This is a genomic window from Paraniabella hibiscisoli (genome assembly GCF_022512515.1).
GTDB lineage: Bacteria > Bacteroidota > Bacteroidia > Chitinophagales > Chitinophagaceae > Niabella > Niabella hibiscisoli.
Genome location: NZ_JAKWBK010000002.1, coordinates 125,434 through 151,221 on the forward strand (window position 1 = coordinate 125,434; position 25,788 = coordinate 151,221).

At 44.1% G+C, this 25,788-nt stretch carries 31 protein-coding genes and 2 pseudogenes; 16 read left to right on the plus strand and 17 right to left on the minus strand.

Going from position 1 to position 25,788, the window contains the following annotated elements; genetic code table 11:
* Positions 1-7: 7 nt before the first annotated feature.
* Positions 8-640: a DUF4230 domain-containing protein gene (locus MKP07_RS29115; protein WP_240851396.1), complete on the minus strand. Its 633-nt coding sequence runs from the start codon at positions 638-640 to the stop codon at positions 8-10.
* A gap of 241 nt (positions 641-881) precedes the next feature.
* On the opposite strand from MKP07_RS29115, the gene MKP07_RS29120 reads away from it, so the two are divergent.
* The 4 genes from MKP07_RS29120 (at position 882) to MKP07_RS39945 (ending at position 3,270) form a co-directional block, all read left to right on the plus strand.
* The gene (locus MKP07_RS29120; RefSeq protein WP_240851397.1) at positions 882-1,949 is read left to right on the plus strand and encodes a GMC family oxidoreductase N-terminal domain-containing protein; all 1,068 of its coding nucleotides are present in this window, start codon (positions 882-884) and stop codon (positions 1,947-1,949) included.
* A 97-nt stretch (positions 1,950-2,046) separates the two neighbouring features.
* A complete protein-coding gene (locus tag MKP07_RS29125) occupies positions 2,047-2,502 on the plus strand; it encodes a GMC family oxidoreductase (protein WP_240851399.1) in 456 nt (151 codons plus the stop codon).
* A gap of 80 nt (positions 2,503-2,582) precedes the next feature.
* Positions 2,583-2,981, plus strand: a complete 399-nt coding sequence (locus MKP07_RS39940) for a gluconate 2-dehydrogenase subunit 3 family protein (protein ID WP_262919994.1) — start codon at positions 2,583-2,585, stop codon at positions 2,979-2,981.
* Between the two features lie 97 nt (positions 2,982-3,078).
* Positions 3,079-3,270, plus strand: coding sequence for a gluconate 2-dehydrogenase subunit 3 family protein (locus MKP07_RS39945; RefSeq protein ID WP_262919995.1), 192 nt, complete (start codon positions 3,079-3,081; stop codon positions 3,268-3,270).
* 8 nt (positions 3,271-3,278) lie between these two features.
* On the opposite strand, the gene MKP07_RS29135 is transcribed toward MKP07_RS39945, so the two are convergent.
* Positions 3,279-4,613: an alpha-L-fucosidase gene (locus MKP07_RS29135; RefSeq protein WP_240851400.1), complete on the minus strand. Its 1,335-nt coding sequence runs from the start codon at positions 4,611-4,613 to the stop codon at positions 3,279-3,281.
* A 269-nt stretch (positions 4,614-4,882) separates the two neighbouring features.
* On the opposite strand from MKP07_RS29135, the gene MKP07_RS29140 reads away from it, so the two are divergent.
* From MKP07_RS29140 to MKP07_RS29170, 8 genes are all read left to right on the plus strand, one after another.
* Complete coding sequence (locus tag MKP07_RS29140) at positions 4,883-5,455, plus strand: 3-keto-disaccharide hydrolase (protein WP_262919996.1); 573 nt, start codon at positions 4,883-4,885, stop codon at positions 5,453-5,455.
* Positions 5,456-5,513: 58 nt separating this feature from the next.
* The gene (locus MKP07_RS39950) at positions 5,514-5,675 is read left to right on the plus strand and encodes a hypothetical protein (RefSeq protein WP_317236133.1); all 162 of its coding nucleotides are present in this window, start codon (positions 5,514-5,516) and stop codon (positions 5,673-5,675) included.
* 57 nt (positions 5,676-5,732) lie between these two features.
* Positions 5,733-6,368: a hypothetical protein gene (locus MKP07_RS29145; RefSeq protein WP_240851402.1), complete on the plus strand. Its 636-nt coding sequence runs from the start codon at positions 5,733-5,735 to the stop codon at positions 6,366-6,368.
* A gap of 103 nt (positions 6,369-6,471) precedes the next feature.
* Entirely contained in the window at positions 6,472-7,521 is a 1,050-nt protein-coding gene (dnaG, locus tag MKP07_RS29150; RefSeq protein ID WP_240851961.1) for a DNA primase, read from the plus strand.
* A gap of 5 nt (positions 7,522-7,526) precedes the next feature.
* Entirely contained in the window at positions 7,527-8,276 is a 750-nt protein-coding gene (locus MKP07_RS29155; protein ID WP_240851404.1) for a hypothetical protein, read from the plus strand.
* Between the two features lie 5 nt (positions 8,277-8,281).
* Complete coding sequence (locus MKP07_RS29160; RefSeq protein WP_240851406.1) at positions 8,282-8,419, plus strand: TAXI family TRAP transporter solute-binding subunit; 138 nt, start codon at positions 8,282-8,284, stop codon at positions 8,417-8,419.
* 76 nt (positions 8,420-8,495) lie between these two features.
* The gene (locus MKP07_RS29165; protein WP_240851408.1) at positions 8,496-10,166 is read left to right on the plus strand and encodes a hypothetical protein; all 1,671 of its coding nucleotides are present in this window, start codon (positions 8,496-8,498) and stop codon (positions 10,164-10,166) included.
* Positions 10,167-10,290: 124 nt separating this feature from the next.
* Positions 10,291-10,755 (plus strand): hypothetical protein, encoded by a 465-nt coding sequence (locus MKP07_RS29170; RefSeq protein WP_240851410.1) that lies wholly within the window; start codon positions 10,291-10,293, stop codon positions 10,753-10,755.
* Between the two features lie 208 nt (positions 10,756-10,963).
* Here MKP07_RS29170 and MKP07_RS29175 read toward each other — a convergent pair whose 3' ends face one another.
* The 3 genes from MKP07_RS29175 to MKP07_RS29185 form a co-directional block, all read right to left on the minus strand.
* A complete protein-coding gene (locus MKP07_RS29175; protein WP_240851412.1) occupies positions 10,964-11,908 on the minus strand; it encodes a phytanoyl-CoA dioxygenase family protein in 945 nt (314 codons plus the stop codon).
* A 63-nt stretch (positions 11,909-11,971) separates the two neighbouring features.
* A complete protein-coding gene (locus MKP07_RS29180; RefSeq protein WP_240851414.1) occupies positions 11,972-12,424 on the minus strand; it encodes a hypothetical protein in 453 nt (150 codons plus the stop codon).
* A 269-nt stretch (positions 12,425-12,693) separates the two neighbouring features.
* Positions 12,694-12,981, minus strand: coding sequence for a hypothetical protein (locus MKP07_RS29185; RefSeq protein ID WP_240851416.1), 288 nt, complete (start codon positions 12,979-12,981; stop codon positions 12,694-12,696).
* A 213-nt stretch (positions 12,982-13,194) separates the two neighbouring features.
* On the opposite strand from MKP07_RS29185, the gene MKP07_RS29190 reads away from it, so the two are divergent.
* The gene (locus tag MKP07_RS29190) at positions 13,195-14,043 is read left to right on the plus strand and encodes a LytTR family DNA-binding domain-containing protein (protein ID WP_240851418.1); all 849 of its coding nucleotides are present in this window, start codon (positions 13,195-13,197) and stop codon (positions 14,041-14,043) included.
* 79 nt (positions 14,044-14,122) lie between these two features.
* On the plus strand, positions 14,123-14,764 hold the full coding sequence (locus MKP07_RS29195) for a dioxygenase family protein (RefSeq protein WP_240851420.1): 642 nt from the start codon (positions 14,123-14,125) through the stop codon (positions 14,762-14,764).
* Positions 14,765-14,845: 81 nt separating this feature from the next.
* Here the strand turns inward: MKP07_RS29195 and MKP07_RS41510 are convergent, their stop codons facing one another.
* Together MKP07_RS41510 and MKP07_RS29205 are read right to left on the minus strand one after the other, a co-directional pair.
* A complete protein-coding gene (locus MKP07_RS41510) occupies positions 14,846-15,973 on the minus strand; it encodes a DNA/RNA non-specific endonuclease (protein ID WP_240851422.1) in 1,128 nt (375 codons plus the stop codon).
* Between the two features lie 279 nt (positions 15,974-16,252).
* A pseudogene (locus MKP07_RS29205) lies at positions 16,253-16,653 on the minus strand (nuclease A inhibitor family protein).
* A gap of 333 nt (positions 16,654-16,986) precedes the next feature.
* Here MKP07_RS29205 and MKP07_RS43140 point away from each other — a divergent pair.
* Positions 16,987-17,301 carry a VOC family protein gene (locus tag MKP07_RS43140; RefSeq protein ID WP_394803729.1) on the plus strand — a complete coding sequence of 105 codons (315 nt, stop codon included), beginning with the start codon at positions 16,987-16,989 and terminating at the stop codon, positions 17,299-17,301.
* Positions 17,255-17,869 (plus strand): VOC family protein, encoded by a 615-nt coding sequence (locus MKP07_RS29215; protein WP_262919997.1) that lies wholly within the window; start codon positions 17,255-17,257, stop codon positions 17,867-17,869. The genes MKP07_RS43140 and MKP07_RS29215 overlap by 47 nt, the downstream gene beginning before the upstream one ends.
* Before the next feature lie 16 nt (positions 17,870-17,885).
* On the opposite strand, the gene MKP07_RS29220 is transcribed toward MKP07_RS29215, so the two are convergent.
* From MKP07_RS29220 to MKP07_RS29265, 10 genes and pseudogenes are all read right to left on the minus strand, one after another.
* Positions 17,886-18,299, minus strand: a complete 414-nt coding sequence (locus MKP07_RS29220) for a hypothetical protein (RefSeq protein ID WP_240851426.1) — start codon at positions 18,297-18,299, stop codon at positions 17,886-17,888.
* 28 nt (positions 18,300-18,327) lie between these two features.
* Positions 18,328-18,783, minus strand: a complete 456-nt coding sequence (locus MKP07_RS29225) for a glycerophosphodiester phosphodiesterase family protein (RefSeq protein ID WP_240851428.1) — start codon at positions 18,781-18,783, stop codon at positions 18,328-18,330.
* Position 18,784: 1 nt separating this feature from the next.
* A pseudogene (locus MKP07_RS29235) lies at positions 18,785-20,838 on the minus strand (histidine phosphatase family protein).
* Positions 20,835-21,044 carry a hypothetical protein gene (locus MKP07_RS29240; RefSeq protein WP_240851433.1) on the minus strand — a complete coding sequence of 70 codons (210 nt, stop codon included), beginning with the start codon at positions 21,042-21,044 and terminating at the stop codon, positions 20,835-20,837. Before MKP07_RS29240 ends, MKP07_RS29235 begins: the two are co-directional and overlap by 4 nt.
* Positions 21,005-22,297 carry an FGGY-family carbohydrate kinase gene (locus tag MKP07_RS29245; RefSeq protein WP_240851435.1) on the minus strand — a complete coding sequence of 431 codons (1,293 nt, stop codon included), beginning with the start codon at positions 22,295-22,297 and terminating at the stop codon, positions 21,005-21,007. Before MKP07_RS29245 ends, MKP07_RS29240 begins: the two co-directional genes overlap by 40 nt.
* 11 nt (positions 22,298-22,308) lie before the next feature.
* Positions 22,309-22,713, minus strand: a complete 405-nt coding sequence (locus tag MKP07_RS39960) for an NAD(P)-dependent oxidoreductase (protein WP_317236155.1) — start codon at positions 22,711-22,713, stop codon at positions 22,309-22,311.
* Positions 22,671-23,312: an NAD(P)-dependent oxidoreductase gene (locus MKP07_RS39965; protein ID WP_262919998.1), complete on the minus strand. Its 642-nt coding sequence runs from the start codon at positions 23,310-23,312 to the stop codon at positions 22,671-22,673. Before MKP07_RS39965 ends, MKP07_RS39960 begins: the two co-directional genes overlap by 43 nt.
* 105 nt (positions 23,313-23,417) lie before the next feature.
* Complete coding sequence (locus MKP07_RS29255; protein ID WP_240851436.1) at positions 23,418-24,371, minus strand: MFS transporter; 954 nt, start codon at positions 24,369-24,371, stop codon at positions 23,418-23,420.
* Positions 24,356-24,616: a hypothetical protein gene (locus tag MKP07_RS29260; RefSeq protein ID WP_240851438.1), complete on the minus strand. Its 261-nt coding sequence runs from the start codon at positions 24,614-24,616 to the stop codon at positions 24,356-24,358. The genes MKP07_RS29255 and MKP07_RS29260 overlap by 16 nt, the downstream gene beginning before the upstream one ends.
* A 69-nt stretch (positions 24,617-24,685) precedes the next feature.
* A complete protein-coding gene (locus MKP07_RS29265; protein WP_240851440.1) occupies positions 24,686-25,678 on the minus strand; it encodes a metallophosphoesterase in 993 nt (330 codons plus the stop codon).
* Positions 25,679-25,788 lie beyond the last annotated feature (110 nt).

Below are 25,788 nucleotides of genomic sequence, written 5' to 3' on the forward strand. Positions count from 1 at the left end.
CCAATTTTTACTGCCTGGCCTCTTCCGTTATCTTACTTCTTAACTCATTGCTAAAAGTTACTTCCACCTCAAAATTCAGCGGCGCATAATAATCCTTAATAATTTTCCGGATCTTTTCCTTCGACTGCTCCTGGTAACCGGTATTACCCTCCAGCTGTGCCTTTGACTGTGTATATAGTTTTTGTATCAGCTTATTATAAGCTTCTTCATCGTTACTTTCAAATAGTCCCTTTTTTGATGCAGCATTCGTCTTGTCAAGTCTCAGCTCATAGCTCAACAATTTGGGATTGGGCAATACAATTAAAACCTGCTTATTCTTTTCCTCAATATTAATTCGTTGGTTGTCGAGGTTTATTCCGTATTTGGCCACGTAAGGTACGGAAATATTGAATGTTCGCTCCAGAAACAATTTTTTAAAATTATCGGTAATGCTGCCATCATTTGCTATATTGCTGCTCTTAATGCTTGCATTGCCTTGAACTTCAAGCGCAGAAAGTTCTGCGATCTGCCTGATCAGGACATCATTCATTACCACATTGTCAACGGTTTTAGACGCGCTTTTTCTTCCAAGAAAATATGCCAGGAAGCCGATGATAATAATCAATAAGAAAATGAAAAAAGACGAAAACCGATTGCGCATTAAATTCGATTGTTGCCCAAAGTTTAATGAATAAAGTCAGTTTGCCAAATTTTGCAAAATAGATTTTGCAGATTTTTGATCATATTTGTATATTGTAATTTTTTCTCGCTAAACATATTTGCTATATGTCGGATTTACAAATTAAGAAACAACCCAAAAAATATGATGTTGTTATTGTAGGGTCTGGAGCCGGAGGTGGTATGGCCGCCTATACATTGGCCAATGCGGCTTAAGTGTGTGCATGTTAGAGGCCGGTCCCATGTACAACCCTCAAAAAGAAATTTTCCAGTTAAAGAACCCCTGGGAATCTTCGCGCCGTGGCCGCGCTACCAAGTACCGGCCTTTTGGAGATCTGGATGCCTGTTATGGCGGCTGGGAAATAGAAGGCGAGCCTTATACGCGTGCCAGCGGTACCGAGTGGGAATGGTTTAGAGCGCGCATGCTCGGTGGCCGAACCAATCACTGGGGACGTATATCCCTTCGTTTTGGTCCCAAAGACTTTAAAGGTTACAGTAATGATGGTGTGGGCGCCGACTGGCCCATTACCTATGATGATATAAAGCCGTATTACGATAAGGTAGATAAGTTAATCGGCATATTTGGGAGTGTAGAGAACATTCCTAATGAGCCGGATGGTATATTCCTGCCCCCACCGAAACCCCGTTTGCACGAACTATTTATTAAGAAAGGTGCCGAAAAAGCGAATATCCCGGTTATTCCTTCCAGGCTTTCTATCCTTACAAAGACTATTAATGAAGACAGGGGCGCTTGTTTCTTCTGCGCACAATGCGGCAGAAACTGTAGTATGGCCAAAGCCGATTTCTCTTCTTCGAACGTGTTAATATACCCTGCTTTAAAAACCGGCAAACTGGATGTTATTGCCAATGCTATGGCAAGGGAAGTATTAACTAATACCGAGGGTAAAGCAACCGGCGTTTCTTATGTGAACAAGGAAGACATGCTGGAGTACCAGGTAGACGGACGTGTGGTGATATTGGCTGCAAGCGCCTGCGAAACAGCACGCTTGTTATTAAACTCCAAGTCGCAGCGGCATCCCAATGGCCTGGCCAACAGCAGCAATGTTGTAGGAAAATACCTGCAGGATAGTAATGGCGCCGCTATGGGCGGTTACCTGCCTCAATTATTTGGACGCAAACGTTACAATGAAGACGGTGTGGGTGGTATGCACGTTTATACCCCTGGTGGGGCGATAACAAGAAACTGGATTTCCCACGCGGTTATCATATTGAATACTGGGGAGGTTTCGGCCAGCCGTCTTACGGATTTGGTATGGGCCTGGAAGGTATGAATGGCAAACACGAGGTAAATGGCAAAAGAAAGAGGCCGGCGGATATGGCGCCTCCCTGAAAGAAGATGCAAGATATTTTTATGGAGCAACCGTAGGTATGGGTGGTCGCGGAGAAGCTGTTGCCTTTGAGCATAACTACTGCGAAATCGATCCGAATACCGTTGACAAATTTGGCATTCCTGTACTACGCTTTAATGTAACGCAAAGCGATTACGAAATAAAGCAGGCCAAGCACATGAAGGAAACTTTCAAAGAGATTATGCACAACATGGGCGCTGTAATTACCTGGGGTGATGATGGACCAGAGAATAATTATGGTCTGGATAAGCCGGGCTACATTATTCATGAAGCGGGCACCGCGCGTATGGGTGATAATGCTAAAACTTCAGCTTTAAACAAGTGGAGCCAGGCACATGACTGTAATAACCTGTTTTGTGTGGATGGCAGCCAGTTTACGTCACAGGCTGATAAAAATATTACCTGGACCATTTTAGCGCTAAGCATGAGGGCCAGTGAATATATTATTGATGAAATGAAAAAGCAAAACTTATAGTTGAAAGTTGTTGGATGACAGTTGACAGATCTGATAACTGTCAGCTGTAAACGATCATCTGTCATTCTTAAAATAAAGATATGAAACGTCGCGATTCTCTTAAATATATAGCCGCTTCTGCACTGGCATCCGCTGCTATTGCAACAGGCTGTGCCCCTGCTGATAAAAAAGAAGAAGTAAAAGCCACTGATGCAGCAAAGCCCGGCATTCACCGTTATGAAGATGAGCAGGTGAACGAAGATGCGGTGAACCGGATGCCTAAATTCTTTAATGAGCATGAACTGGCTACCTTAACGATCCTGGGGGATATTATTATTCCAAAAGATGAAGTGAGCGGTAGCGCAAGCGATGCGAAGGTTACTGACTTTATTGAGTTTACCGTAAAAGATCAACCAGCAATGCAGGTTCCTATGCGCGGTGGTTTACGCTGGCTGGATATGTATAGTCTGAAGAAATTCGAAAAACTTTTAAAGATATAACCGCGCAACAGCGAATTGAAATAGTAGATCTGATCGCCTATCCTCAGAAGGCCAAAGATAAAAAGAACTTGCCCCTGGTGTAGCTTTCTTTTCCAGGATGCGCGATCTGACCGTTACGGGTTTTTACACCTCAGAGATCGGTGTAAAAGACCTGGGCTATGCCGGCAACCGACCTAATCAATGGAATGGTGTACCAGATGAAGTGTTGAAACAGTACGGTGTTTCTTATACTGAAAAGGAATTAAAAGAGTGTTTAAGTTTTGACACTCCTACTCCTCTTGCGAGCTAAGCAGTAGCTCATTTTATTGCACTTACTTCGATAATATAATCAACTTTTTCTTTTTTGGCAGCTTCCGGCACGGTAAGCTGCCATTTATTTTGCACTCTTTTTAAGTCAATTTTACTGCCATCGCTTAAAGAAATGGCCTTCAATTTTTTGTCGGTAAAAGGCAGGTCAATAATTGTTAAACTATCCGTATTTAACAAATGAATGTAATAGACATGCTCTTTAGCCGTTACAACGCCCCATTTTTGAGGAGCCATTGCATTTCCCCTGGTACTATAAATGGTATGTCCATATTTGCTCATCCAGTTCCCCACGGCTTGTAAAGTATCTTTAAACTCTCGTTGTATATCTCCGTTCGGCATCGGGCCGATATTTAATAGCAGGTTAGCATTGCGCCCTGCAGCGCCCACCAGGTAACGGATCACCGTTGCCGCACTTTTGTAGCTTTTATCACCCAGGTTAAAACCCCAGGAATTATTCATGGTTTCGCAGGTCTCCAAGGGCAGCGCGTCGGAGGCTTTCTGATAGCTCAATCCCGATGTGTTTTCACCAGGCAGGTCTCTTTCAAACATCTGGAAATCCTCACCTGGAAAAGGGGTTTGGTGGTGATTGTTGCCGATCATGCACTGAGGCTGCAACTGGTGTATAAGACTGTATATTTCATCATACTTCCAGTCAATCCTGGATGCAAGATCAGTATGGCCTTCCGGGTTGGTCTGATCCCAGTGCCCATCAAACCATATAGCGCCGATTTCTCCATAATTCGTAAGCAATTCGGTAAGCTGGGCTTTCATGAATTTTAAATAGCCAGCATAATCGCCATTGCTGGTTCTACCGCTGTGTTGCCCTGTGCGCCCGGTTTTCCAGGGATAGTCTTCGCGGGTCCAGTCGAGCAAAGAATAGTACAGGCAAAGCTTTATGCCCTGCACTTTACATTCATCCGCCAGCATTCTTAGTACATCTTTCTGGTATGGCGTATTCGTTATCTTCCAATCAGATTGTTTGGTATCCCAATTACTAAAGCCATCATGATGCCTTGACACAAAGGTGATATACTTCATGCCCGCCGCTTTGGCCATGGCTACCCATTGTTTGGGGTTGTAAGCAGAAGGATTATAAAAGTCCTTAAGATTCGAATACTCATGTATACGTAGCTTACGGGTATTCATTACCCATTCTCCATCGCCCGGTATGCTAAAAACACCCCAATGAATAAAAAGGCCAAACTTCATGTCCTGGAACTGCCTGCGTGCATCGATGATCCGGACTGAGGGAATATAGCTGTTTTGCGCCGGGGCGATAGCTACAACGGCCAAAAAGTTTAAAACGAATAGAATCCTCTTCATAATGGCATGCTTTAAGTGTAACGAATATAATTATTGTTGATCATCGAAAAGAAGGTCGTTATCTGTCATTCTTTTTACTCCAGGGCCCAAGATGCCAGGCTGGCTAATAAGTAACAATACCCTTGCGCTTGCCCAACCCCTGGTAAACCAATTATATGAAATTAAAAAGGTAATGCTTTTCCTGAGCGCGCAAACGTTTGTACAACTTCTATCTGGCAATTAATTGCACATTTGCTATTAAAAACTTATTTTGCTGCTAAACTTTCCATATGCGTTATGTATCAGCAGGTATTCTTGTATTAGTTACGCTCCTCCTCGCCTGCTCTCCCAAAACTACCAAAGTAAAACCCTCGGCTGATGAGTGGACCACACTCTTCAACGGTAAAGATCTAAAAGACTGGTTTGTTAAAATACACCATTTTGAAGTGGGTGACAATTACGCGCAAACCTTCAGAGTAGAAGACGGTATCATCAAAGTGCGATATGACAAATATGATGGGTTCAATGAAAGATATGGCCACCTCTATTATAAAACTCCTTTCTCCAGGTATCATTTAAAAATGGAATACCGGTTTGTAGACGGCTGGATGAAGGGCGCTCCGTCGTATACTATTTTAAACAGTGGAGTGATGTATCACTCGCAGGATCCGCGAACCATGCCTAAAGAACAGGATTGGCCGATTTCGGTTGAAATGCAGTTTCTTGCAGGCCTCCCCGATGGAAAACCGCGCCCTACCGGTAATATGTGCTCACCTGGAACTGAAATAGTTTACCAGGGTCGCAAATACGATGGGCACTGCCTGAATTCCAATTCTAAAACCTATCCCCCGGCGAATGGGTAACAGCTGAATTAATTGTATTAGGCGACTCCTGATCACTCACCTGATCAACGGGGATACTGTGTTACAATATTCCAAACCCAGCATTGGCGGTGGTGTTGCCAACCGCTACGATCCCAAACAAAAAATTGAAGGACAGCCCCTAACCTCTGGTTTTATAGCTTTGCAAAGTGAGGGACAGCCTATTGACTTCAGGAATATACAGTTGAAAAAATTAGATTAATTACATCTATCTGTTGCGTCCTTTTCTTTTATGACGTTTGTCATAAAAAAGGCCGCCATGAAAAAAACAACTGCCACACTTATCCTGCTGATAACTTTTATACTGGCCAATTCTCAAAATGATAGAAGAGCAGACAGAAAGTTGCGTCTGCCTAAAAACTATATGGCCATAAGGTTAGCCTTTCCCCTGGTGAATAACTTCAACTACTATAATTACCGTACCGGGAAAAGTTTAAGCAGTACCAATTTATTAGGGTTTGGTATCGGGGTGTTCTACAAAGGCAATAGAGGAGATTTTTCTTTAGCTGGTGGCGTCAATCCGTCGATCAGAACACCGATCAATGATAACTTTAACAAAGCCTGGGTAACGGGCGAACATTCTATAAGCAGTTTTTTTATTGACGCTTTACACCATCGGAAAGTGACTAAAAAAATAAGCCTCCTGGGTGGCGTAAATGTTCAGCGTTTTAAGTACAACTTAAAAGGCGATGGAAAATCGATCAGGCATCAGGACGACGGAATCGGTCTCACTTTAGGGGGTGAATTTAACATGAGCCCTATGTTTGCACCTGCAATTTTATACCGACCGGTCATCATACCACTAGGTACTGCCAAATATTACCACACGGTCTCACTGGCTGTTAATCTTAACGCGCCGCTTGTAAATCCTTTCAAAGCTCATGGTTTTAGATAAATAGCCCGCTATTCCTTAATTTCGCCTCCGTGATTTCGCAACAGACGATACAGGAGATTCTTTCGCGCATAGACATTATTGATGTAGTGGGCGAGTTTGTAAAATTGAAAAAAGGGGCGCTAACTATTTAGGTAACTGCCCTTTCCATAACGAGAAAACCCCCTCATTTACCGTTTCCCCCTCTAAAGAAATTTATAAATGTTTTGGATGCGGTAAAAGCGGCAACACCATCAGCTTCGTAATGGAGCATGAGAAATACAGCTATGTAGAGGCATTAAAATGGCTGGCCAATAAATATGGAATAGAAGTAGAGGAATCGTTTGTAAGCGAGGAGCAGAAAGAACAGTATCAAACCGCAGACAGCCTTTTCATCATTAACAGCTTTGCCGAAAAATTCTTTATCGACCAACTGTTCAAAACCGAAGAAGGCAGGGACATCGGCCTGAGCTATTTTAAAGAACGTGGATTTAGGGAGGGTGTTATTGAAAAGTTCAGGTTGGGGTATTCACCTGAGTCAAGAACTGCGTTTACAGATGAAGCATTGTCTCAGCAATATAACAGGGACCTTCTGCTTAAAACCGGCTTGATAGCAGAGCGTAATGGCAACCTGCAGGATAATTATCGCGGGCGCGTTATATTTCCCATTCATAATAATAGTGGTAAAGTAATTGGTTTTGGAGCCAGGATATTAAAGACGAACGATAAGGCGCCCAAATACATCAATACACCCGAGAATGAGCTTTATGTAAAAAGCAAGATCTTATACGGCTCTTATTTTGCCCGCGCGGCTATTGATAAGGCTGATGAATGTTTGTTGGTAGAGGGATATACCGATGTGGTATCACTCCACCAGGCAGGTATTGAAAATGTTGTGGCTTCGGGAGGTACCTCGCTTACCATTGACCAGCTAAGGCTGGTAAGAAAGTACACCAACAACCTTACGATTATTTACGACGGTGACAGCGCCGGTGTAAAAGCAGCTTTGCGTGGTCTGGACCTGGCGCTAGAGGAAGGGCTCAATGTAAAGCTGGTGCTGATCCCCGATGGGGAAGATCCGGACAGCTATGTAAATAAGGTTGGGGCTTCAGCATTTGTTGAGTTTGTGAACCAGCATAAAAAGATTTTATCCTGTTCCAGCTGGAGCTGTCTTTAAAAGATGTGGGGAATGATCCGGCTAAAAAGTCGGAACTGGTTAACAAGATCGCCGAGTCTATATCGCGGGTGAATAAAACGGAAGACTTTACGCGGCAACAGGATTATATTAAGCAATCCTCTACTATCTTAAATATTGATGAAGCCGGCCTCAACGCCCTCGTCAACAAATATATCAGGGATCGCATTAACACACAGGAACGAAAATCGGCTTTCCCCGGAGCTGATAAAGTAGCTGTAGCCCAGGCAGAAGCCACCAATTTTGATGATGCCACTTTTGATATGCTGTTCAAAGACCAGCTTCAGGAAAAAGAGTTGGCAAGAATTTTATTGGAATACGGTAACCGCTATTGGGACGATAATATACTAATTGCCGACTATGTTTTTGGTGAGATTGATGAACTGGATATTGAGGACAAAGACGTTTATACACTGGTACATGCGATAAAAGAATTGGTTCAGCGCAACCCTAAACTCTTTAATGATAAATACTTTATTTACCATGAGGACAAGCAGCTCAGCAGTTTTGTAATTTCACTTTTAAACCACCCCTATGAAGAAAGTAAAAAGTGGATTCAGAAGGCGGGGCAAAACATGGGCTATCAGCGTACACTGTTTAAACAGGAGTATGAAGCTTTTTTAAGAACAGTTTCTGATGGAAATGAGGATGAGCTCAACCGGTTCAAGCTCATATCAGAAGACCGTACGAAGGATATTGTTATTTCTGCTATCAGATACCTGAAGCTAAAAAAATAAAGCGCATGTTATTGCAGAACCAACAGGATATGGAGCAGGATAAAGCTTATGAAAAATTCAAAGAACTTCATTTTATTCATCGCTCTTTAAAAGACATGGAGCGGGAGATCACCGATCAGCTGGGTACTGTAATATTACACTAAGCCCATGTTAATTGCGTTTTGTTTCTTAGATTAGTGGTTCTTATCTGTCCGCTCATTAAAAAACCCTCTGTTGCCAATGGTAAAATACTTACTGCTTATAATTGTATTGGTGGTGCCCCGTATAACCAACGCACAAAAGCAGTCCGTATCCTTTAACAAAACGCTACAAAAAATTTACCTGACTACCGATAAAGTTATTTATACACCCAATGAGCAACTTTGGTTTGCAGCTTATTTGTTCGAAAATCAATCACAGATAAGGGATACTTCGGATATATTAACGATCGGACTGTATGATCCCATATCAGATCGTATGACCACGTTAAAAAAATTCCCTCTTCGAAACCGCATTGCTACCGGAAACATTCTTTTACCGGATTCATTAATAGCCGGCAGTTATAACCTGGTAGCCTATACCAATATTCTCAACAAACAGCATGTACCCATTGGCACCGGATTTAAGCCACTAAGAATTTATGCCAAAACAGGTGATAAAGCGTTTACCACCTCTTTAAAAATTTCAGATTCGCTTTCTACTCCCGATAAAATAGCCATACAGCACGAAATAATTCCCGAGTCTTACCAGGTTACTTTTAAGGATGCCCGTGCCAGGTATCAATTTGCGGGCGAAAGATCCCGAACGCTGGAATTGGATAAGTATGGCAACGATATGGTTTATATTAATCCGAAAGATATTAAAACAACGAATAGATCCCTATCCGTCACCACCATTTACGAAGGAGATACGGTGAAGAACAGGATCAGGATACCCGAGAACATGGCTTCCTCCTCAGACTTGTCTGCATCATTTTATCCAGAGGCCGGGTTCCTTGCACCAGGATACCCCAACAGGGTGTTTTGGGAAGTAACCAACAACAACACGGCCAGCTCCTCACCTGCCTTATTACTGGAAGACGACCGGGTAATAGATACGATTGAAACTACAGCCAATGGAGCCAGTGCATTTTATGTAAATGCAAAACCGGGCAAACAATATGCAGTTAATTTGGGATTGAAAAACAATCATAGTCAAAAGTTCCTGTTACCGTCGGTGGCGACTGATGGACTTAGATTTGAGATACCAGATGTTGTGGTAAATGATTCTCTTAACATCGAACTCTGGTCAAAAGAAAAAAACCATTCAATTAGTGGTGGTAGATGTAACTGGCTGCCTTCAGTTCATAAACTCGATATCAGCTCCTACAAAAAGCTAACCGTAATACTGGATGATTTTGCCAGGGGGCTATGTAAAGTTTTTATAACAGACGAACAGAATAGAATATTAGCCAGATCTTACTTTTTTGCCCATTATGATAAACGTAATCACCTGGTGTTGCGAACTGATAAGGAAGTATACAAAACGAGGGACAGCATCTTACTCAATATGGCTATTAGTAACAGTGCCGGTACTTCGTTGAATGCTATTGCCACAGTAAACTGTGTGCTGTTAAGCAGGGTAGATTTTAACATGGCAAAAAACCTGGAGTCCGATCATGACTTACACGCTATCGTTTATAACGAGCCGGTATTCGTAAAAAGAAAAAATATCCTGGACAGTAGCCTCTTGCTCGAACATATTATCAGGATGAAAACCATGGATGATACTGATACCATTTTGACCAATGGTAACAGCCTGGCAGAAGGATTTTTAAAACCCGGTGTGCAACTAAAGCTCGCCCGGTTTGGAAAACGGGAAAAAAGTCAATGGATCTTGTGCTGTTCAGAGAGGCCAATTTCTCCTTTCTAAAAACGAATGAGGAAGGCATATTGCCTCTATCGACCGACGAGCTGCTTGTCAACGATGGCAGAAAACTATTCGTAAAAGGCATGGGCAAAAAAATGGAGACTATTATGTTCAGACAGAAGACTCGTTGGCCATAGCCTATTCGAATATAACGGTACCGGTTTACAAACCTGTTTACCGGGAGCAACCGCCCGACCTGCAGGCACTATTGAAAACCGACAAAACGGAAAAGTTTTCCAGTACCATGGAAACCGTTGTTGTAAGGTCGAAAAGAGATTACGGTTCGATGGGGAGAGCCAATCCTTGCGGAGATTATGTATGCCAGAACAATATTCTCAATTGCCCTAATCATACAGTGCCCTACAAATGGCCCGTTAAGGGACAGCGCTATCGCACTTTCAGCGGGGAATTGATTTACCAGGGTTGCGACTATGAAAACAATATGTACCTGTCAGCTACCAGCCTGGTTTACCTGCCCCGTACTTTCCTGGGTATGGACACTACATTATTAAAACAGGAGTTTCCGGAGTACCTAAGCACGCTATGGTGGCAGCCTTTTCGAAGACTGAAAAAGACGAAGATAATCAGCTGATGTTTCACAGCAGCGATCAAAAAGGCATATACCTGATCACTGTACAAGGGTTTGCAGAGAACGGTCAGCCTTTTTATGGAGAGAAAACAATACGGATAGAAGACTAAGTCAGGACACCACAACATGACTTAGGAAATTTACTAAAGATTTTTGATCGGTTTTTCCCAGTTGTTTTAAAAACGAACGAGACAGAACATTATCCGTGGAATCAATCCAGCCTGGTAAAGCTCAGGTACTGCACAAATCTCGGTTTGTTAGATGTATTAACGCTGGCCGCATGAGGTAGGGTTTGCAGCCACACCACAATATCTCCCTGCCTGCCAGGAACGGGAGTAGCACCCGCTTCTCGTGTAATGGCATCTTGTGCGGCAACCGGATCCCCGAATTGTTGCTGGTATTGAAGATACCGGTGATGAAAGCCAGGGATAAGGCGCAACGGCCCCCGGTCTTCGGGTGTATCATCCAAATAAATAAGTCCCTGTATATAATAGTCAGGTGGTCGGCTATGATCAATATCCCAGTGCAATTGATGGTGACGGAATTGCCAATGCTCTGTTTCGGGCGGATTGTAGCTCACCTTATCTGTATTAGCAGCTATCCGCGGCGTTTGGTAGAGCTCGGCAAACAGTTGCTTTACCGCGGGATGCCGGCGGATGGCTTCCATATCGGGTTGCTGGTATACCTGCAGCATCAGGCCATGCCAATCCTGGTGATTCGGGTACCAGGTAGCAGAGTCGTTGAGGCTGATGCCCTGGTAGTCGCAGATGAATTGTTTTACCCGCTCACAGTGTTCAGCAGGAACCAGTCCGCCGATTTTAAGATAGCCCTGCTCCTGCCAGTGCTGCCACTGTTCGGCATTAAGAATGGGTGAAGAATCAGGTTCCCCTTCGTCGATTTCCGATCCGCCAAACAGGCGACCTGCCTCAGCTATGGTATCCGCACCACGGGTATTGAGTAGCCATTGGTGGAAATCATCAACCGAACGGCATTCACTATACAGATAGCGAAATACCTCCAACTTACCTAACCCGTGCAGGGCCAGCCAGCGGTTTTCCACATGTCCAAAATCCGATGCCTGCTGCGGGCGTGGTTTTCCTGCTTTCAATTCCAGGTGGCCTGTTACAAAATGATGGATAAATTCATTGCTGGTCATGGTAACACGAATATAATGGTTTAAGTGCGGGACATCAGGACCCCTACGATAAGGTTATAACGATTAACGTGCTTCCTGATCAACCAATACGGTAATTTTATTCGATACATGCTTTTCTTCCCGCCTGCGTATGAATTGGTTGGTATTTATATAATGCTCTTTCTCCTTCTCTATCAGCTTATACCAGGCAATAGCCGGAATGGCATTATTGGAATGCAACTCCAGCCGGATGAGGATATTTTCCCCGGGAGACCGGTGATCATTGATCAACTGACTTAGCTCAGTTTCATCAATATTAATTTCTTGTGCAAATACCTTTCTCTTTTTATTGAGCAATTGCACATATTGTTTTAGGAAATAACTGAATTTAAACTCGGGGTTAAACGCTTCGCTATTAAGGTATTCTTCCAGCCTGAACCTGAGCTGCAGTATATCGGATACCAGTTGCTCCTCGTGGGATGCATTTGCCTGTACTTTTGCTCTGGCCGCGTTTAGCTGGACAGCAGCTTCCTTCATTTGAGCCTTTGTTAACCGGGATGAATATACATAGGCTCCGGCCAGCTCTTCAGAAGTATATTTCGGTCTTTTTTTGTGCTCATAATAAATACTTTAAAATCATATCATTCAATACGCTCCCTTCTAAAAAAAGTTGCCAGCCTGCATCCACCATACCATATTGATTTATATAATGCTGCTTTAAACGGGTTTTTGGTACCAGCGATACACAGGCATTTCTTCCATACTGCATATTTGCCAGCCGACAAGCGTAAGCAATAAGGGAACGGCTACACCTTCATACATCTTTTTACACCCACATTCTCTACTGAGCAGGCCAGCAAATTAATCTCAATCCGACTCTCATCAACAAAGTTGCCCAGAGCCATTACACCCAATATATCATCATCGTTAATTAGCTGCAACTTGTATACCTTAATGTCTGCCTGGGTCTTGAATAGCTTCCATGAAAAATAAAATCTCTTTTTAGTTAATTGCTTATAATCCTCCTCTTCAACAAGAGCAATTCTTATTTTCTTTTTCTTTCTGGTCTTTATTTCTATTAAAGCCATAACCAAATATACTCAAAAAAGTTTACATTTTTTGTAAACTTTTAGAGGAGGCTCCTACTTAGAACAATTTCTATCTCATCAATTGACTTTGTTCACATTGCCGCCGTTAACACTTTATTTGTTATCAGTATGAGTGTTAATAGTTTTAAATGAAGCCGGAGGATATTGTGTACATTTATAGTAATGAGCCATTCACCTGTTCACTAAAAATAATCACTAATGACCTCATCTATCAAAATACCAGCTGGCTCAAGAGAGAAAATGCTGTTCCTTTTTCTACCTGTGGTATTATTGCTCGTCAGCGCCAATATAGCATCCGATTATTTATACACGCTGTTTCAGCAAACGGCATTTTACCTTTCGGAGTCGGCGCTTTTTAGCTCTTACTGGCTCTTATTCCTGCCCCTGCTGCTATTGCAACGCCGCTGCATGAGCCCTACACAAAGTTGGCACTGGCAATTCATCGTCACCCTGCTGGTTATAGCTGTGCACCTGCTCACCTACCCGGCACTGATCGGCCTGCTATCTGCTTTGTTTTACGATCACACTTTTGCCTATGGACAGAGCTTTCAATTTGGCCTGTCGGCTTACCTGGTACAATCACTGGTTATATATGGATACGGAGTTGCCGCGATTTTCATGCAAAAGAAGATTGCACCGCCACCTGCAAACGCGGATATCATTAAAATAAATACCATTGCTGAACCATCTGCTTCCCTTCAAAATGTGCTGGTTGTAGAAGGCTCCAACACCCAAACCTTAGTGGCTGTAAATGATATCCATTACTTTTCGGCAAGTCCACCCTATGTCACTATTCACCTTTCTCACAAAAAATACCTGTATACCGCTACACTAAAATCATTGGAGGCCGAACTGGATGGGGATGTTTTTGTACGGGTTCACCGATCCTGCCTCCTTAATATTAATAAAGTGTCGTCCATACGATCCCGCAAAAACGGGGACTATGATGTTACCTTGATTAACGAAACGGTATTGCGGGTAAGCCGCAACTATGCTCAACCTTTCAAGCAGCTATGGTTAATGCGGACTCCGCTTGCAGTAAAATAAACTCATCTTACCCTATCTGACTTGTTGTACGACCGGTTTACCACCCATATTTGCTTTAAAAAACAGGAGCAATGAAAAAATGGATATCAGGATTAACTATATTGTATGCCTTGCTTACAGGTTGTGGTTCACCGGTCAGCCCTTCAAACCCAAAAAAGAAGGTCTCGTAGGTGGCGGCTGTGATGGTTGCGAGCTGATGTACATCAACATGCCGCAACAAATAGCTTCGGTCGATAGCAGTCCGGCATGGAACGGCAAAGGACAACCCTTACAAATCTCGGGCACCGTACTGAAAGCAGATGGTAAAACACCCGCCCCCAATGTGATCATCTACTACTGGCAAACGAATAACGAGGGTTATTATGCGAACCGGGAGGGATTGGATGCCCGGGCCAGGCGACACGGCTACATACGGGGCTGGATAAAAACAGATCCTGAAGGGCGATATGCCTTTTATACAATCAGACCAGCACCCTACCCTACCGATTCTTTACCCGCACATATTCATTTATCGATAAAGGAACCCGGTCTGCCCAATGAATATTACACCGATGAGATCAATTTTGAAGATGATCCCTTACTGAAACCCTATTTTGAAAAACATCCCCCTGAAAACAGGGGCGGTAGTGGCGTAGTGTACGTATCCCTACGAGATAATATACAGTTGGCAGAACACAATATAGTGCTGGGACTAAATATACCGGGCTATCCGAAACAATAAGTTTGAATTACCTTACTTTCTCCCTGATAAGCACAAAAAGCCCCGGCAAAATGCCGAAGCTTAGAGGGGGTGTCTCGAAGGCTATTGATTATCTATTTTAGTTTCCAGGGTGTTCTGAATAGTTACAGGCAAGGCCGATAATAAGTCGTATCCGGTTGCCTGTTCAATCTGGTCTACCGATACCCGGTACTGCTTCCAATCGGCATTGATTGTATTGTTATTAGGCGTATTAATTGCGATGACGCGCGTATTTTCTGTGACGCGACCCAGGTCATTGTTGCCAACGCTGAGTAATACCACCACTTTCCACACCTGGGAAGGTACAACAATATTTCCATTAGCAATGGTTCCTGAGTTTCCGTAGCTACCCATAATTACGTACGCTTCCTGCCCGGCGCTCACCTGTGTTCTTACGTACTGTTCAAAATTGTTCCAGGTTTGCTGGTTGTTTTGGGCCGCCTGCGGTATCATATTGGTCATGAGAAAGGTAGCAGAGTTGGCATTGATGCTGGAAGTTCTGTCGGCGCTGGGCACATTATGTCCGCGGTCGTAACCCGAACCCATATAACTACTGGATTGTACTACAAACCAGCCATTTTGCATTCCCGCCCATGCGGCAAAATCATCCTGCCTGTCTGCGGCGCCGGTAATATTCGAAGCGTCAATATGCCAGGCCACCCAGTTAGGTGTAGCGCGTGTTTTAGAATAAGACTGTATGTAATAATGTTGATTGATCAGGAAGTTCTCTGCCATGGACAATACTGAATCCGCGTTAGAGGGATTGCCAAAAAGCAGGTTCGAGTTATCCCCCGTAGCTGGCGGCGCATCTGGCCCAACCGTTACATAACGGCCATTTGCCGGCGGATTAACAATGGTGGTATCACCGCCATTGCCAGTCGTATCTGTAATACCAGGATTATTGGAGGCTCCCTTGAAAATGATATTATCGATATTAATACGGGTACTGCCGGTTTTTACAATCCTGATCTGCACCGGTACGGTGGAGGTAATATCAAAGCTGTCGAGCCGGAACACTTTGCTGTTTACTATTACCGGCTGGCCTACCAGGGAAAATGTTTGCCCATCGGTGCTGGTTTGTAACTGCCAGGTAGAGCTGCCATCATTACCGTAAGTAGCTGTTGAAACAAAAATTTTCTTGAGGCCGTTGATCCTAAAATTGGTGGTGATATTACCATTTCTTAAACGCACCGACCAGAGACTATCTTTGGTATCGGCGGCCGTATTCCCGATCAGGGCGTCATCGAAAGACCAGCTGCCTGTTTTAAGATCCAGGTTGGCAATAGCGTAGGCTGCCTTTTTGCCCTGCTCGAAGTTTTCAAATACCAGGTAGCTGCTATCTTTAGGAGGCTCCGGGTTTTCAGGAAGGCCGACATCTATATTTTTTTACAGGAAGCTAATACCAGCAAAAAAGAGAAGGTGATCGTTGTAAGTTTTAAAAGGTAGGGGCGCATAACGTATGGATTTAATTTATGTTTCAATGCTGGTAGAGCTGACTCCCACACAAAACCCGCCATGCAAAAAACCTAAAATATAAACAGGAACAGATACACTGGTTTCCACCCGATACACGGTTAAATCCCCCAAATGTTGCTGCAGGAACTCCAGGAGCTTCCTGATCTTTGGGTATTGGCCACAATAATAGCATCTGAACCCGCGCTGGCTTTTTCGATCTTAGAAAGGAAGTCTTCGGGCGCTATTGTTTTTATCTTCTGCACATCGGCCTGGTGTTTTTGAGCCAGTAATGCAGGCAGGCCGCCTGAATTAGAAGCACTGAATTGTGTGTAACTAAAGGGGTGTTCTGATTCGCTGATCAGCCATACTTCATCGGTAAGGCCGATTACGAGGGTTTCGAAGGTAGAAAGCTCCATTACTCAAATATAGCACGGACCGTGCAGGTATGTCGTATTGGTATGTAGCCTTAATAAAATAATAATACAAATGAGGGATGCTCATAATCCTGCTCCATTTCAAGACATAACTAATCTTAATTCTGTATTAAAATTTTATATAAAAATTTTAATTATATTGATAATAATCAAATTACAACACTTAACTAAATAAAATAAATAGATAGTCTTTTCGTAATTAACCTCAGAATAAATAAATATTCGACGTACTCATACTGGCATAACTATTGACCTCTCTTCAAAAAAGAAAACCATGCAAAAATTATCCCACACCTCTGGTTCGATAAACAGGCCCTGGAAGCAGCCGATTTCTATACTTCCGTTTTCCCGGAGTCACAGATCACGCACACTTCAACGATCCGGGATACACCTTCCGGCGATTGCGATATTGCTTACTTTACCATTTGGAATAAGGAATTTATGGCCATCAGCGCGGGGCCCCTTTTTCAGTTCAATCCTTCCATATCTTTTATGGTGAATTATGATACGCTTTTTTCAAAGGCACTCCTGAAGAACAGGAAGCCGCGGCAAGGCAAAGCCTGGAAAAAACTGGCAACAATTAATGGATGGCGGCAAGGCATTAATGCCCCTGGGAGAATATCCTTTTAGCCAGCTGTATGGTTGGGTACAGGATAAATATGGGCTGAGCTGGCAACTGATGCTCACCGATCCATCCGGCGATCCTCGCCCTGCCATTTTACCCGCACTTATGTTTACCGGTAAAATTCTGGGCAGAGCAGAAGAGGCTATTCATTTTTACAATTCCACGTTCCCCGGTTCAGAACAGGGTACGCATGTTTACTATCCTGAAGGAATGGACCCCGATAAAGCCGGTACCATCATGTTTGCTGATTTTAAGCTCGAAGACACCTGGCTGATGGCTATGGATAGCGCTCATCAGCATGGCTTTGAGTTCAACGAATCGGTTTCGTTGATGGTTACCTGTAATAACCAGGCGGAGATTGATCACTACTGGAATCAATTATCCGCGGTACCCGAATCTGAACAGTGCGGCTGGTTAAAGGATAAATTCGGCTTTAGCTGGCAAATTACATCAACGGAAATGGAAACAATGATGAAAGAAGGCAGCCAGGACCAGGTGGACCGCATAACCAGGGCTTTTTTACAAATGAAAAAAATAGATATTGCCGCTATTAAAGCTGCGGCTGCCGGATAAATCGCAATGATCTGTTTTATTTTTTCTTTACAGTTGGACTAATGGCCGTGGCAACTTCTACCGGAAAATCTGATTCGAGGATATCTGCTCCTGATTGAAATATCTCCCGGTAAGCCTGGGCTCTTTGCTCAATAGTAGCCAGCTTATCGTAAACCGGTGCCGCCGATATCATGCATTTTACCTTTCGCTGGTGTAAGAGATCCAGCATTATTTTATTTTCCGGCTTATTTTCCGACCCGATATAGGCGATCATATTTTTCCAGGGAATGCCCGCCGCTTCGTATTCCTTTAGCGCTTTTTCCGTTTTAACAAATGCCGACATCATCCGGTTGGGATCTTTTTCAAAGTAAAACCTGGCCTGTTCGGCATTGTGCACCGTTACCATTACAAAAGCCCCTGCATTATGCTTTTTAATAATCCTGTCGGTCATTTCAGCGGGCACATCTTTTTATCCAGGTTTAAGATTGTCTTGCCTCTCCCCATTCGATTACCTGCGCCAGGGTTGGGATCCGGTAAGGGGTTAATTTGCCAAACCTGTCTTTTAGCCTTAACTGCTGAACTTCAGCCCAGGTATAATCCGATAGTTTTCCGTTACCATTAGTAGTCCGGTCCAAAGTTGCGTCGTGCATTAAAACAATAACGCTGTCTTTTGTCATTCGCGGATCGATCTCAAAGAAAGCGGGCGTATGCTGTAAAACATACTCGAAGGCTTCGATAGAATTTTCGGGATAATCTGCGATATCGCAACCGCGGTGCCCGCTGATAACCGGTGCATTACTTTTTGTATGTTTAAAAAAGGCCTGTAGCTGTTGCGGAGTTTTCAGGTCCAGTCGATGCAGTTGTTTCTGAGAAAAGCCGCTCAGCGCTGTTAGTGTATAGGCTGCCAGCAGCCCTATATTTTTTAATGAAATCATTTTACTTAAGTTTTGTATTCAGGTATTCTAATGTAAAGAGGCCTTCTGCGTTTAAGGTAAAAAAGGTAATAGCTGAATTATGCTGCACAAGTTGACGGTAATTACGCAGTGGCATGCCTAATTTATAAGCCATATACAGGCGGTTCACCCCATTATGAGCCGCAACCAGTATCGTTTGACCTGCATGGCGTTGGTAGGCCTCCTTAAAAAGTCATCTACCCTGGCTACTATTTCATTGGCAGTCTCCCCGGTGACGCCCGCTTTTACGTGAGTAGGATCTTTATCCCAGCGCTCCCAGGAAGTGGGATTTTCCGCTATAAATTCTTCCCGGGTTTTATATTCCCATTGTCCGAAATCCACTTCAATCAGCCGCTGGTCGGCAACAGGCTCTAAACCTGTAGCAATATGAGCTGTTTTACTGGCCCGCTGTAAAGGAGAAGTGTAAACAGCATCCAGCTTAATCCCCTGCAGCTGATCACGCACCGCGGTAGCCTGTGCCAATCCTTTTTCTGTAAGGGGAATATCAGTTCTGCCACAGTATCTGTTATTATCTGCGTTCCACGCAGTTTGACCATGTCTTAATAAATACACTTTAAGCAATGCGCTCTCACTCATTGATATATTTTTTTCTTTTAGAAGTTGGATAAAATCGCGATAGCGGCTTTCATAGGCCGCCACCATTGGTTCCCGCGGCGTTACTATTTTATCGGGATGCACCATTTGCGCCGCAGCAGCGCTGATATTCGAAAACCAGGTACCCGACGCAGCTGTAATAGCAGCGCCTGCCGCCCCGGTAACATTTCTTGTTTTGTGTATGGGGATGTTTAACACATCGCTTCTTATTTGCAGCCAGGTATCACTATTACTGGCGCCGCCTGCCGAAAAAACCTGGGTAACCGGTTCACCCGATAATTTCCTGATCCTCTCAAAAGCATAACGCTCTATATAGGCTACTCCTTCCATATAAGCTATAAATAAAGCAACATCAGAAAGGCCTCCAGGCGCAAACCCTACCGCGTCAGGTGCGATAAATGGAAAACGTTCCCCTTTTTGCATCAGAGGCCAGGCCAGGTGCTGGCCGGGAACCAGTGTTGCTGCTTCATCCGCCAGGGCAGACAGATCAGCCCCGGCAAAGCGGCTGCTTACCCAGTCTGCACCCGTATTGCTGGCACCACCCGGCATCCAGAAACCTTCGGGGTGCCGGTGGCAATAAATGGCCCCTGCAGGATCTTCTATCTCTTCCTTTGTAACTCCCTTAATTACTAAGGTAGTGCCAATGGTCGTATTCCAATCTCCCAGGTTTACCGCTCCGGAGGCGATTTGAGAAGCACAGCCATCCGTAATACCTGCAGTAACCACTACCGACCCAGACAATCCCAAATCCTTCGCCCAATCATTTTTTAAATGACCGATGGGTGTGCCAGAGGGTACTACCTCCTGCAACCATTCCTTTCTAATACCTGAGGAAGCAGTAATATAATCAGGCCAGCGAAGCCGGTGCAAATCGTAACCCGATTTTAATACATTGGTATAATCGGTAACCGAAAAGTTACCGCTCAGCATTCCGGTAATAAAATCGGATGCATGAATAAAACGCTTTAGGCGGGTAATTTTATCAGGATAATTGCGTAAAAACCAGAGCATTTTTGGCAAGCCACTTGAAGCATTAAATGCAATATACCCCTCAGCGCCCGAACTTATAGCTGCCTCTTTACAGGCAATAGCTTCTTCCGCCGACCGACCGTCGCTGTACATAATCGCCGGGTACAGTGGTCGATCATCATATCCCATTGGAATAATGGTTCCGGATGTTGAGGTAACGCCTACCGATCGAATATTGGTAAGATCGATTGTTGCCGACAGTTCTTTACAAACTTGCTGGAGAGAGCGATGACAGGAATTCCACCACAAACGGGGATCCTGCTCCTGCCTGGAATTTGCCGAGAGCTCAAACACTTCATCATGAGCCGCCAGCTGAGATCCCTGCCTGTCAAAAACCGCTACCCTCGCACCCTGTGTGCCTACATCTATTCCTATAAAATAAGCGGTTGTCATTGTGTGGCGGCTGTCAATGTTTTAAAATAGTCGCGGGTTTGCTTCCACTGATCCCGGTGCTGCAAAAACGATTCCTTCAGGTGATCCTGTGGAGCTACCGATTCGATCTCGCTATCAATACTTTCACTGCCAACACCCAGCGCCTGGTTGCAGATCAAAGCCCCACCTATGGCAGAAGCCTGCTCAAAGCCTTTGCGAACCTGCACTTTTTACCCAGAATATTGGCGATAAGCTGACGCAGGGTTTTACTTTGTAAACCACCCCCACAAGCCCATACATAATCTTTGTCATGCCCCGATACTTCTTTCAAAACCTCATAGTTCCCTGCTATTGAAAAAGCAATATCCATTAAAGTAGCCCATACAAAAGAACTGCGGGACAGTTCGTGGGACACCGGAACCGGGAACACAAAACCACCAGCCAGTACCGGTTTTTGTTCTGTTGCTATTAAGGAACCCAGGGAAGCGGTACAATGCCTATGGGGATTGGCTTCCAGTTCACGTTCTATTACCTCGTAACCCTCGTTGGGATAAAACACTTCTTTCAAACGTTGATAGTTCAAACCCGTTACGCCTGCGTTGGCTTCAAATACAAAGCGTCCGGGCTCTATATCCCGGCTGGTCCAGGTTCTTTCCTGCTGATCGATAATATAGTGATCGGTTATTTTTACAATGGGTGTTGTTGTGCCGGATACAATGACAATATCATCCACCAGTGGTTGTGTACTTTTCATAGCCAATTGTGTATCGCCCCCGCCTGTCACTACCACTGCATGGGCATCTAAACGCCATGTATCCGCTATGCCGGGAAGTATTGTACCTAGCTTGTCGCCAGAGGTAGTTGTTGCCGGGCAATACGCCTCCTCCATATTAAATATAGCGGCCAGTTCTTTACTCCAGCTCCCGGCAGCTACATCGTATAATAGAGTTTCTGAAGCCTGTGAATGTTCGTAAGCGGCAACGCCTGACAATTGGTACGCTGCCCAGTCGCTGATACTCAAAAAATACCCGCATTCCTGCCAGATTTCTTTACGTCTCTGGCGAATGCCTTCCAATTTATAGGCTGAAAACAAGGATGTAGGATACCGGCCTGACAACTGGTATACCCGGCTTTTATCTGAAAGTCCGTCTTCCCACTCCCTGCCCCGGTGATCAATATTAGGCAAACCTATTAAAGAACGTCCCTGCGAAGTCATTAATACAATTCCTTCCCGCTGGCTGGTAGTAGTTAATGCTTTGATGTTTACTTCACCTGCCTGTAACAAAGCCTCTTTACCCAGTTGGGTGATCTGTTGCCATAGCTGATCAGGCTCAAAATAAATGGATTCAGGATACAGTTCATCCCGCTTATAATGAATATCGCCCCGGCCTACGCCCAGCACTTTCCCATCCGGCGTTACTACAGCTACCCTTACATTGCCGGTGCCAATATCAATAATTATATATGCATCTTGTTTCATGTACCTTGTATTTAGATAACAGAAGCTACAACTTCTTTATTATAAATTTTATCAGCGGTCTGTATGCCGTTTATAAACCAGTCTATAAGGACCTTATTCATGATTCGTACATGATGGTCTTCTACCTCGAAAGTAGCGCCTGCAATATGTGGCGTGGCCATTACATTGGGCAGGTCGATTATTTTATAATCCAGCTCATCCGGCGGCTCATTATCAAACACATCTAAAATAGCGCCTTTTATGCTGCCTGAAGCCAATACTTCATACAAATCATTTCGATTAACCACTGAAGCCCTGGCGGTGTTCACAAATAGAGCATTACGATGCATGAGCTTCAGCACCGAATGATTGATTAATTGTTGTGTTTCTTTAGTTACCGGCAGATGAATGGATACAATATCACTGCTGCTGAACAGCTCTTCGAGACCAGTTTTTTGTAGCCGGGAAAGGAGGCTGCATCTACATAAGGATCATAATATTGAATAGTGCAAGGATAAGAGGCTACCATACCGGCAATCAGCTGACCGATGGCCCCAAAACCCACCAGGCCAATGGTTTTGCCCGCCAGTTCTGCTCCTTTAAATTGCAGGTAAGAAGTGTGCGCACCCGCTTCCCATTTTCGATCTTTCAACCATTGAATGCCCGGCAATACCTGCCGCAAAAAGCAAATAGTATTGGCTATAAATAATTCAGCCACGGCCTGTGCATTACGCGCCGGTGTATAAAAAACAGGCATCTTTAATGCTGTAGCTACTGTTAAGGCCACGTTAGACGGAGTGCCCCGGCAAACACCTATGAACTGAAGGTGTTGATGGGCTTCTAACACTTTTACGGTTACATGATCATGCTCTGTAATCAGTGCTTCTGCTTTTGTTTCATTAAGCAACTGAATTAATTCGTCTTCATTAAAAGCACGATCGTTTTCTTTCCAGGGTTTATAGATCACTTCTCCAAAATTCGACTTCAACTCTAATAAACCTTGTTCATGATAAGGTGCGGTTACTAATATTCTCATTTTCTATTCTTTTATGTTTAAACCGATGATAACTTTCCATTATCATGCATTATTATATTGTTTCCAGCGTCTGTGGTTCAGCCTTTAAAACGGTGGCCCGGGGTTTTATAAAAAGGTTAATATGGCGCTGATAAAATACAGGCCAGCCAGGATCCATATCACACCCTCGTTGCCCAGCGGTGCTATAAATAAGCCCACAATCGCCGGTCCGGCAAAAACGGCTAACCCTGCGCCAAGGTTTAAAATAGCCATTGCGGCTCCTTTATCTTTGCTAACCAACGAAGGTGTTAAAGCAGATAAGGGCACATAACCGGCAAGACATGCGCCCCATAAAATACCGGCCAACATCACCACCCAGTAACTGCCGGGGCTGTATTGAGGAATATAGTACAGTAACAAAGTAGTGACGCCACAACCCACACCTCCAAACCAGATAATGGTTTGCCGCCACCCAAAGCGATCGCCCACAAAACCGAATATCAGGTTAAAGGCAATATTGCTTGTAAAGATGGTGCCCCATATATACAACCATTCGGTGGTATCGAAACCGTGAGCAGCCATATAAGTAGGCAGAAATACCGGGAAGGCAAATTGAGCTGTAGTATTGATGACCCTTACAATACCGGCAAGCAGTACTTTGGGTTCCTCTTTTACAATGGTAAGGCCTTTGCTCAACTCTGCCAGCTTACCGGCCGTGTTGCTGGAAGGAAATGTTGCTTTATTCCATACGAGGGCGAATAACGCGCCCAACAATACCCAAAACACAGCACTCCATAATGCATTGATATGTCCCAGTTCGCGAATTGCCCAGCTGGAATAGAATGCGCCCAGCACATTTAATCCGCCGGTAAATACAAACCAAAACCAACCTACTGCACGTCCCAGCATTTTTTGAGGCGTCAGGTACGATATCCATACCAGGAAAGAGTAAGCAAATAAGGGATAGCCGAATCCACGCAGGGCATAAGTGATCAACATGGTGGTAAAATCCAGCGACTCCATACCCATACCGATAAACCCTACCGTTCCCAGCAAGTAAATAATTAAACCAATGAGCATGGATTTTTTGGGTGTGAGACTTTCGGCCAGCACCCCGAAAACCAGGAAGCTATTGCAATAGTTACACCGTAGGCTGTAAATAAAGATGCCGTTTGCTGTATGCTCATTCCTTTTTCTATGAGGTAGGGACTTAACCAACCCTGTTCCATCCCGTCCCCCATCATAAATAACATAATGCCCAGGTAACCCGACAATAAAGGGCGTGGTATACCCAGCTGGTTGCTAATTGTTGTTTCTTGTTTCATGATGGCGTAATCGTTATGCCTGTGACAGCAGGCGTTTTATAAAAATCGTTGATTCGTTAAGAAAGTATCTTAGTCGAATTTTATCTGGTACTCATTGCGGGCGTCTTTTTTATAAGCCAGGTGCCGGGTAGAAGGCGAAGCGCCAAAAAACGGAGAAAAAGTTTTTACCTTAACCGTTTTCCCATCCGGTAAAAACTCTAATATCCTCAACCACCCGTCACCACCATTACCATCGCGGTGCCCGCCACCCATCGATTGGGCGTCAAACAACATCTGGTGCACAGTTTTGCCTGATGCGTTTTTATCGGCACGATAACCTTCTCCGGATATATGCCCGCACAATACTAATTCTATATTGGAGGCAGGCTGAACCAGCTTTTGCCAGATCTGTACTCCATTATTAGCAAAAGGCATTTTTACATGTGGCGCCTTCTGTATCATATTATTAATATTGTAAGGCTCCCAGAATAACCATTTGATCTCTCCTGCAGTATGCTGATCTTTTTGAGATAAGTAATTATGGGTGGCCAGTACAAGGCGATGGTTTTTGTACTGTTGTAAAGCGGCTACTTTTTTAGCCCATGTAAGCACGGAGTCGCGCGGACCATATTCTACCGTCATAAATAAATAGTCTTTCCCGTTCAGGTTTTTCAATTCGTAAGCCGAATTTTCCAAAGTAGGCTGCCCTTGTTCATTACGACTGTTCTGTACCAGGAATTTGTGGTTTAAGAAGTTTTTATTGGCAGGAAAGAACTCGTTATAGCGGGAATTTCTGTTGCCTTCGCGATCAATACTGTAATCATGATTACCAGTAGCAGCTATATAAGGTACTTTTCCATCCAGTTTACCAAAGGCTCCGGCGGCAGCTTCCCACTGTTTTTGTGTGGTTTGATTGCCATCGTAATCGGTAGTAATCTTTTCATTATTCTCCACCAGGTCACCAACGCCAACGACCATCTTAATATTAAGACTGTCAATATTGTCTTCAATCCAGGCCATCATCAGGTCGAGAATGGGCTGATTCCTGCTCCATTTTACATAATTCTGTATGTCGGGTACCATTATTACCGACCAGGACTTTTTTGTTCTAAAGCCGGCTTCTGGTATTTATCCTGGGCAAAGGCTAGCTGGGCGATAAGCGCTAATGTGAGCACCCAGGTTGTTTTTAGCTT

Coding starts and splice junctions, on each gene's coding strand:
- MKP07_RS29215 (WP_262919997.1), top strand. CDS start 17,255: ATGGATGGCGGCAAGGCATTAATGCCCCTGGGAGAATATCCTTTTAGC.
- MKP07_RS29255 (WP_240851436.1), bottom strand. CDS start 24,371: ATGCTCATTGGTTTAATTATTTACTTGCTGGGAACGGTAGGGTTTATC.
- MKP07_RS29135 (WP_240851400.1), bottom strand. CDS start 4,613: ATGAAGAGGATTCTATTCGTTTTAAACTTTTTGGCCGTTGTAGCTATC.
- MKP07_RS29220 (WP_240851426.1), bottom strand. CDS start 18,299: ATGACCGACAGGATTATTAAAAAGCATAATGCAGGGGCTTTTGTAATG.
- MKP07_RS29175 (WP_240851412.1), bottom strand. CDS start 11,908: ATGACCAGCAATGAATTTATCCATCATTTTGTAACAGGCCACCTGGAA.
- MKP07_RS29195 (WP_240851420.1), top strand. CDS start 14,123: ATGGATATCAGGATTAACTATATTGTATGCCTTGCTTACAGGTTGTGG.
- MKP07_RS29165 (WP_240851408.1), top strand. CDS start 8,496: ATGGTAAAATACTTACTGCTTATAATTGTATTGGTGGTGCCCCGTATA.
- MKP07_RS29145 (WP_240851402.1), top strand. CDS start 5,733: ATGAAAAAAACAACTGCCACACTTATCCTGCTGATAACTTTTATACTG.
- MKP07_RS29265 (WP_240851440.1), bottom strand. CDS start 25,678: ATGGTACCCGACATACAGAATTATGTAAAATGGAGCAGGAATCAGCCC.
- MKP07_RS39945 (WP_262919995.1), top strand. CDS start 3,079: ATGCGCGATCTGACCGTTACGGGTTTTTACACCTCAGAGATCGGTGTA.
- MKP07_RS39965 (WP_262919998.1), bottom strand. CDS start 23,312: ATGAGAATATTAGTAACCGCACCTTATCATGAACAAGGTTTATTAGAG.
- MKP07_RS29125 (WP_240851399.1), top strand. CDS start 2,047: ATGGGTGGTCGCGGAGAAGCTGTTGCCTTTGAGCATAACTACTGCGAA.
- MKP07_RS39940 (WP_262919994.1), top strand. CDS start 2,583: ATGAAACGTCGCGATTCTCTTAAATATATAGCCGCTTCTGCACTGGCA.
- MKP07_RS29180 (WP_240851414.1), bottom strand. CDS start 12,424: ATGAAGGAAGCTGCTGTCCAGCTAAACGCGGCCAGAGCAAAAGTACAG.
- MKP07_RS29190 (WP_240851418.1), top strand. CDS start 13,195: ATGACCTCATCTATCAAAATACCAGCTGGCTCAAGAGAGAAAATGCTG.
- MKP07_RS29225 (WP_240851428.1), bottom strand. CDS start 18,783: ATGATTTCATTAAAAAATATAGGGCTGCTGGCAGCCTATACACTAACA.
- MKP07_RS29260 (WP_240851438.1), bottom strand. CDS start 24,616: ATGAAACAAGAAACAACAATTAGCAACCAGCTGGGTATACCACGCCCT.
- MKP07_RS29115 (WP_240851396.1), bottom strand. CDS start 640: ATGCGCAATCGGTTTTCGTCTTTTTTCATTTTCTTATTGATTATTATC.
- MKP07_RS29120 (WP_240851397.1), top strand. CDS start 882: ATGTTAGAGGCCGGTCCCATGTACAACCCTCAAAAAGAAATTTTCCAG.
- MKP07_RS29140 (WP_262919996.1), top strand. CDS start 4,883: ATGCGTTATGTATCAGCAGGTATTCTTGTATTAGTTACGCTCCTCCTC.
- MKP07_RS29245 (WP_240851435.1), bottom strand. CDS start 22,297: ATGAAACAAGATGCATATATAATTATTGATATTGGCACCGGCAATGTA.
- MKP07_RS29160 (WP_240851406.1), top strand. CDS start 8,282: ATGTTATTGCAGAACCAACAGGATATGGAGCAGGATAAAGCTTATGAA.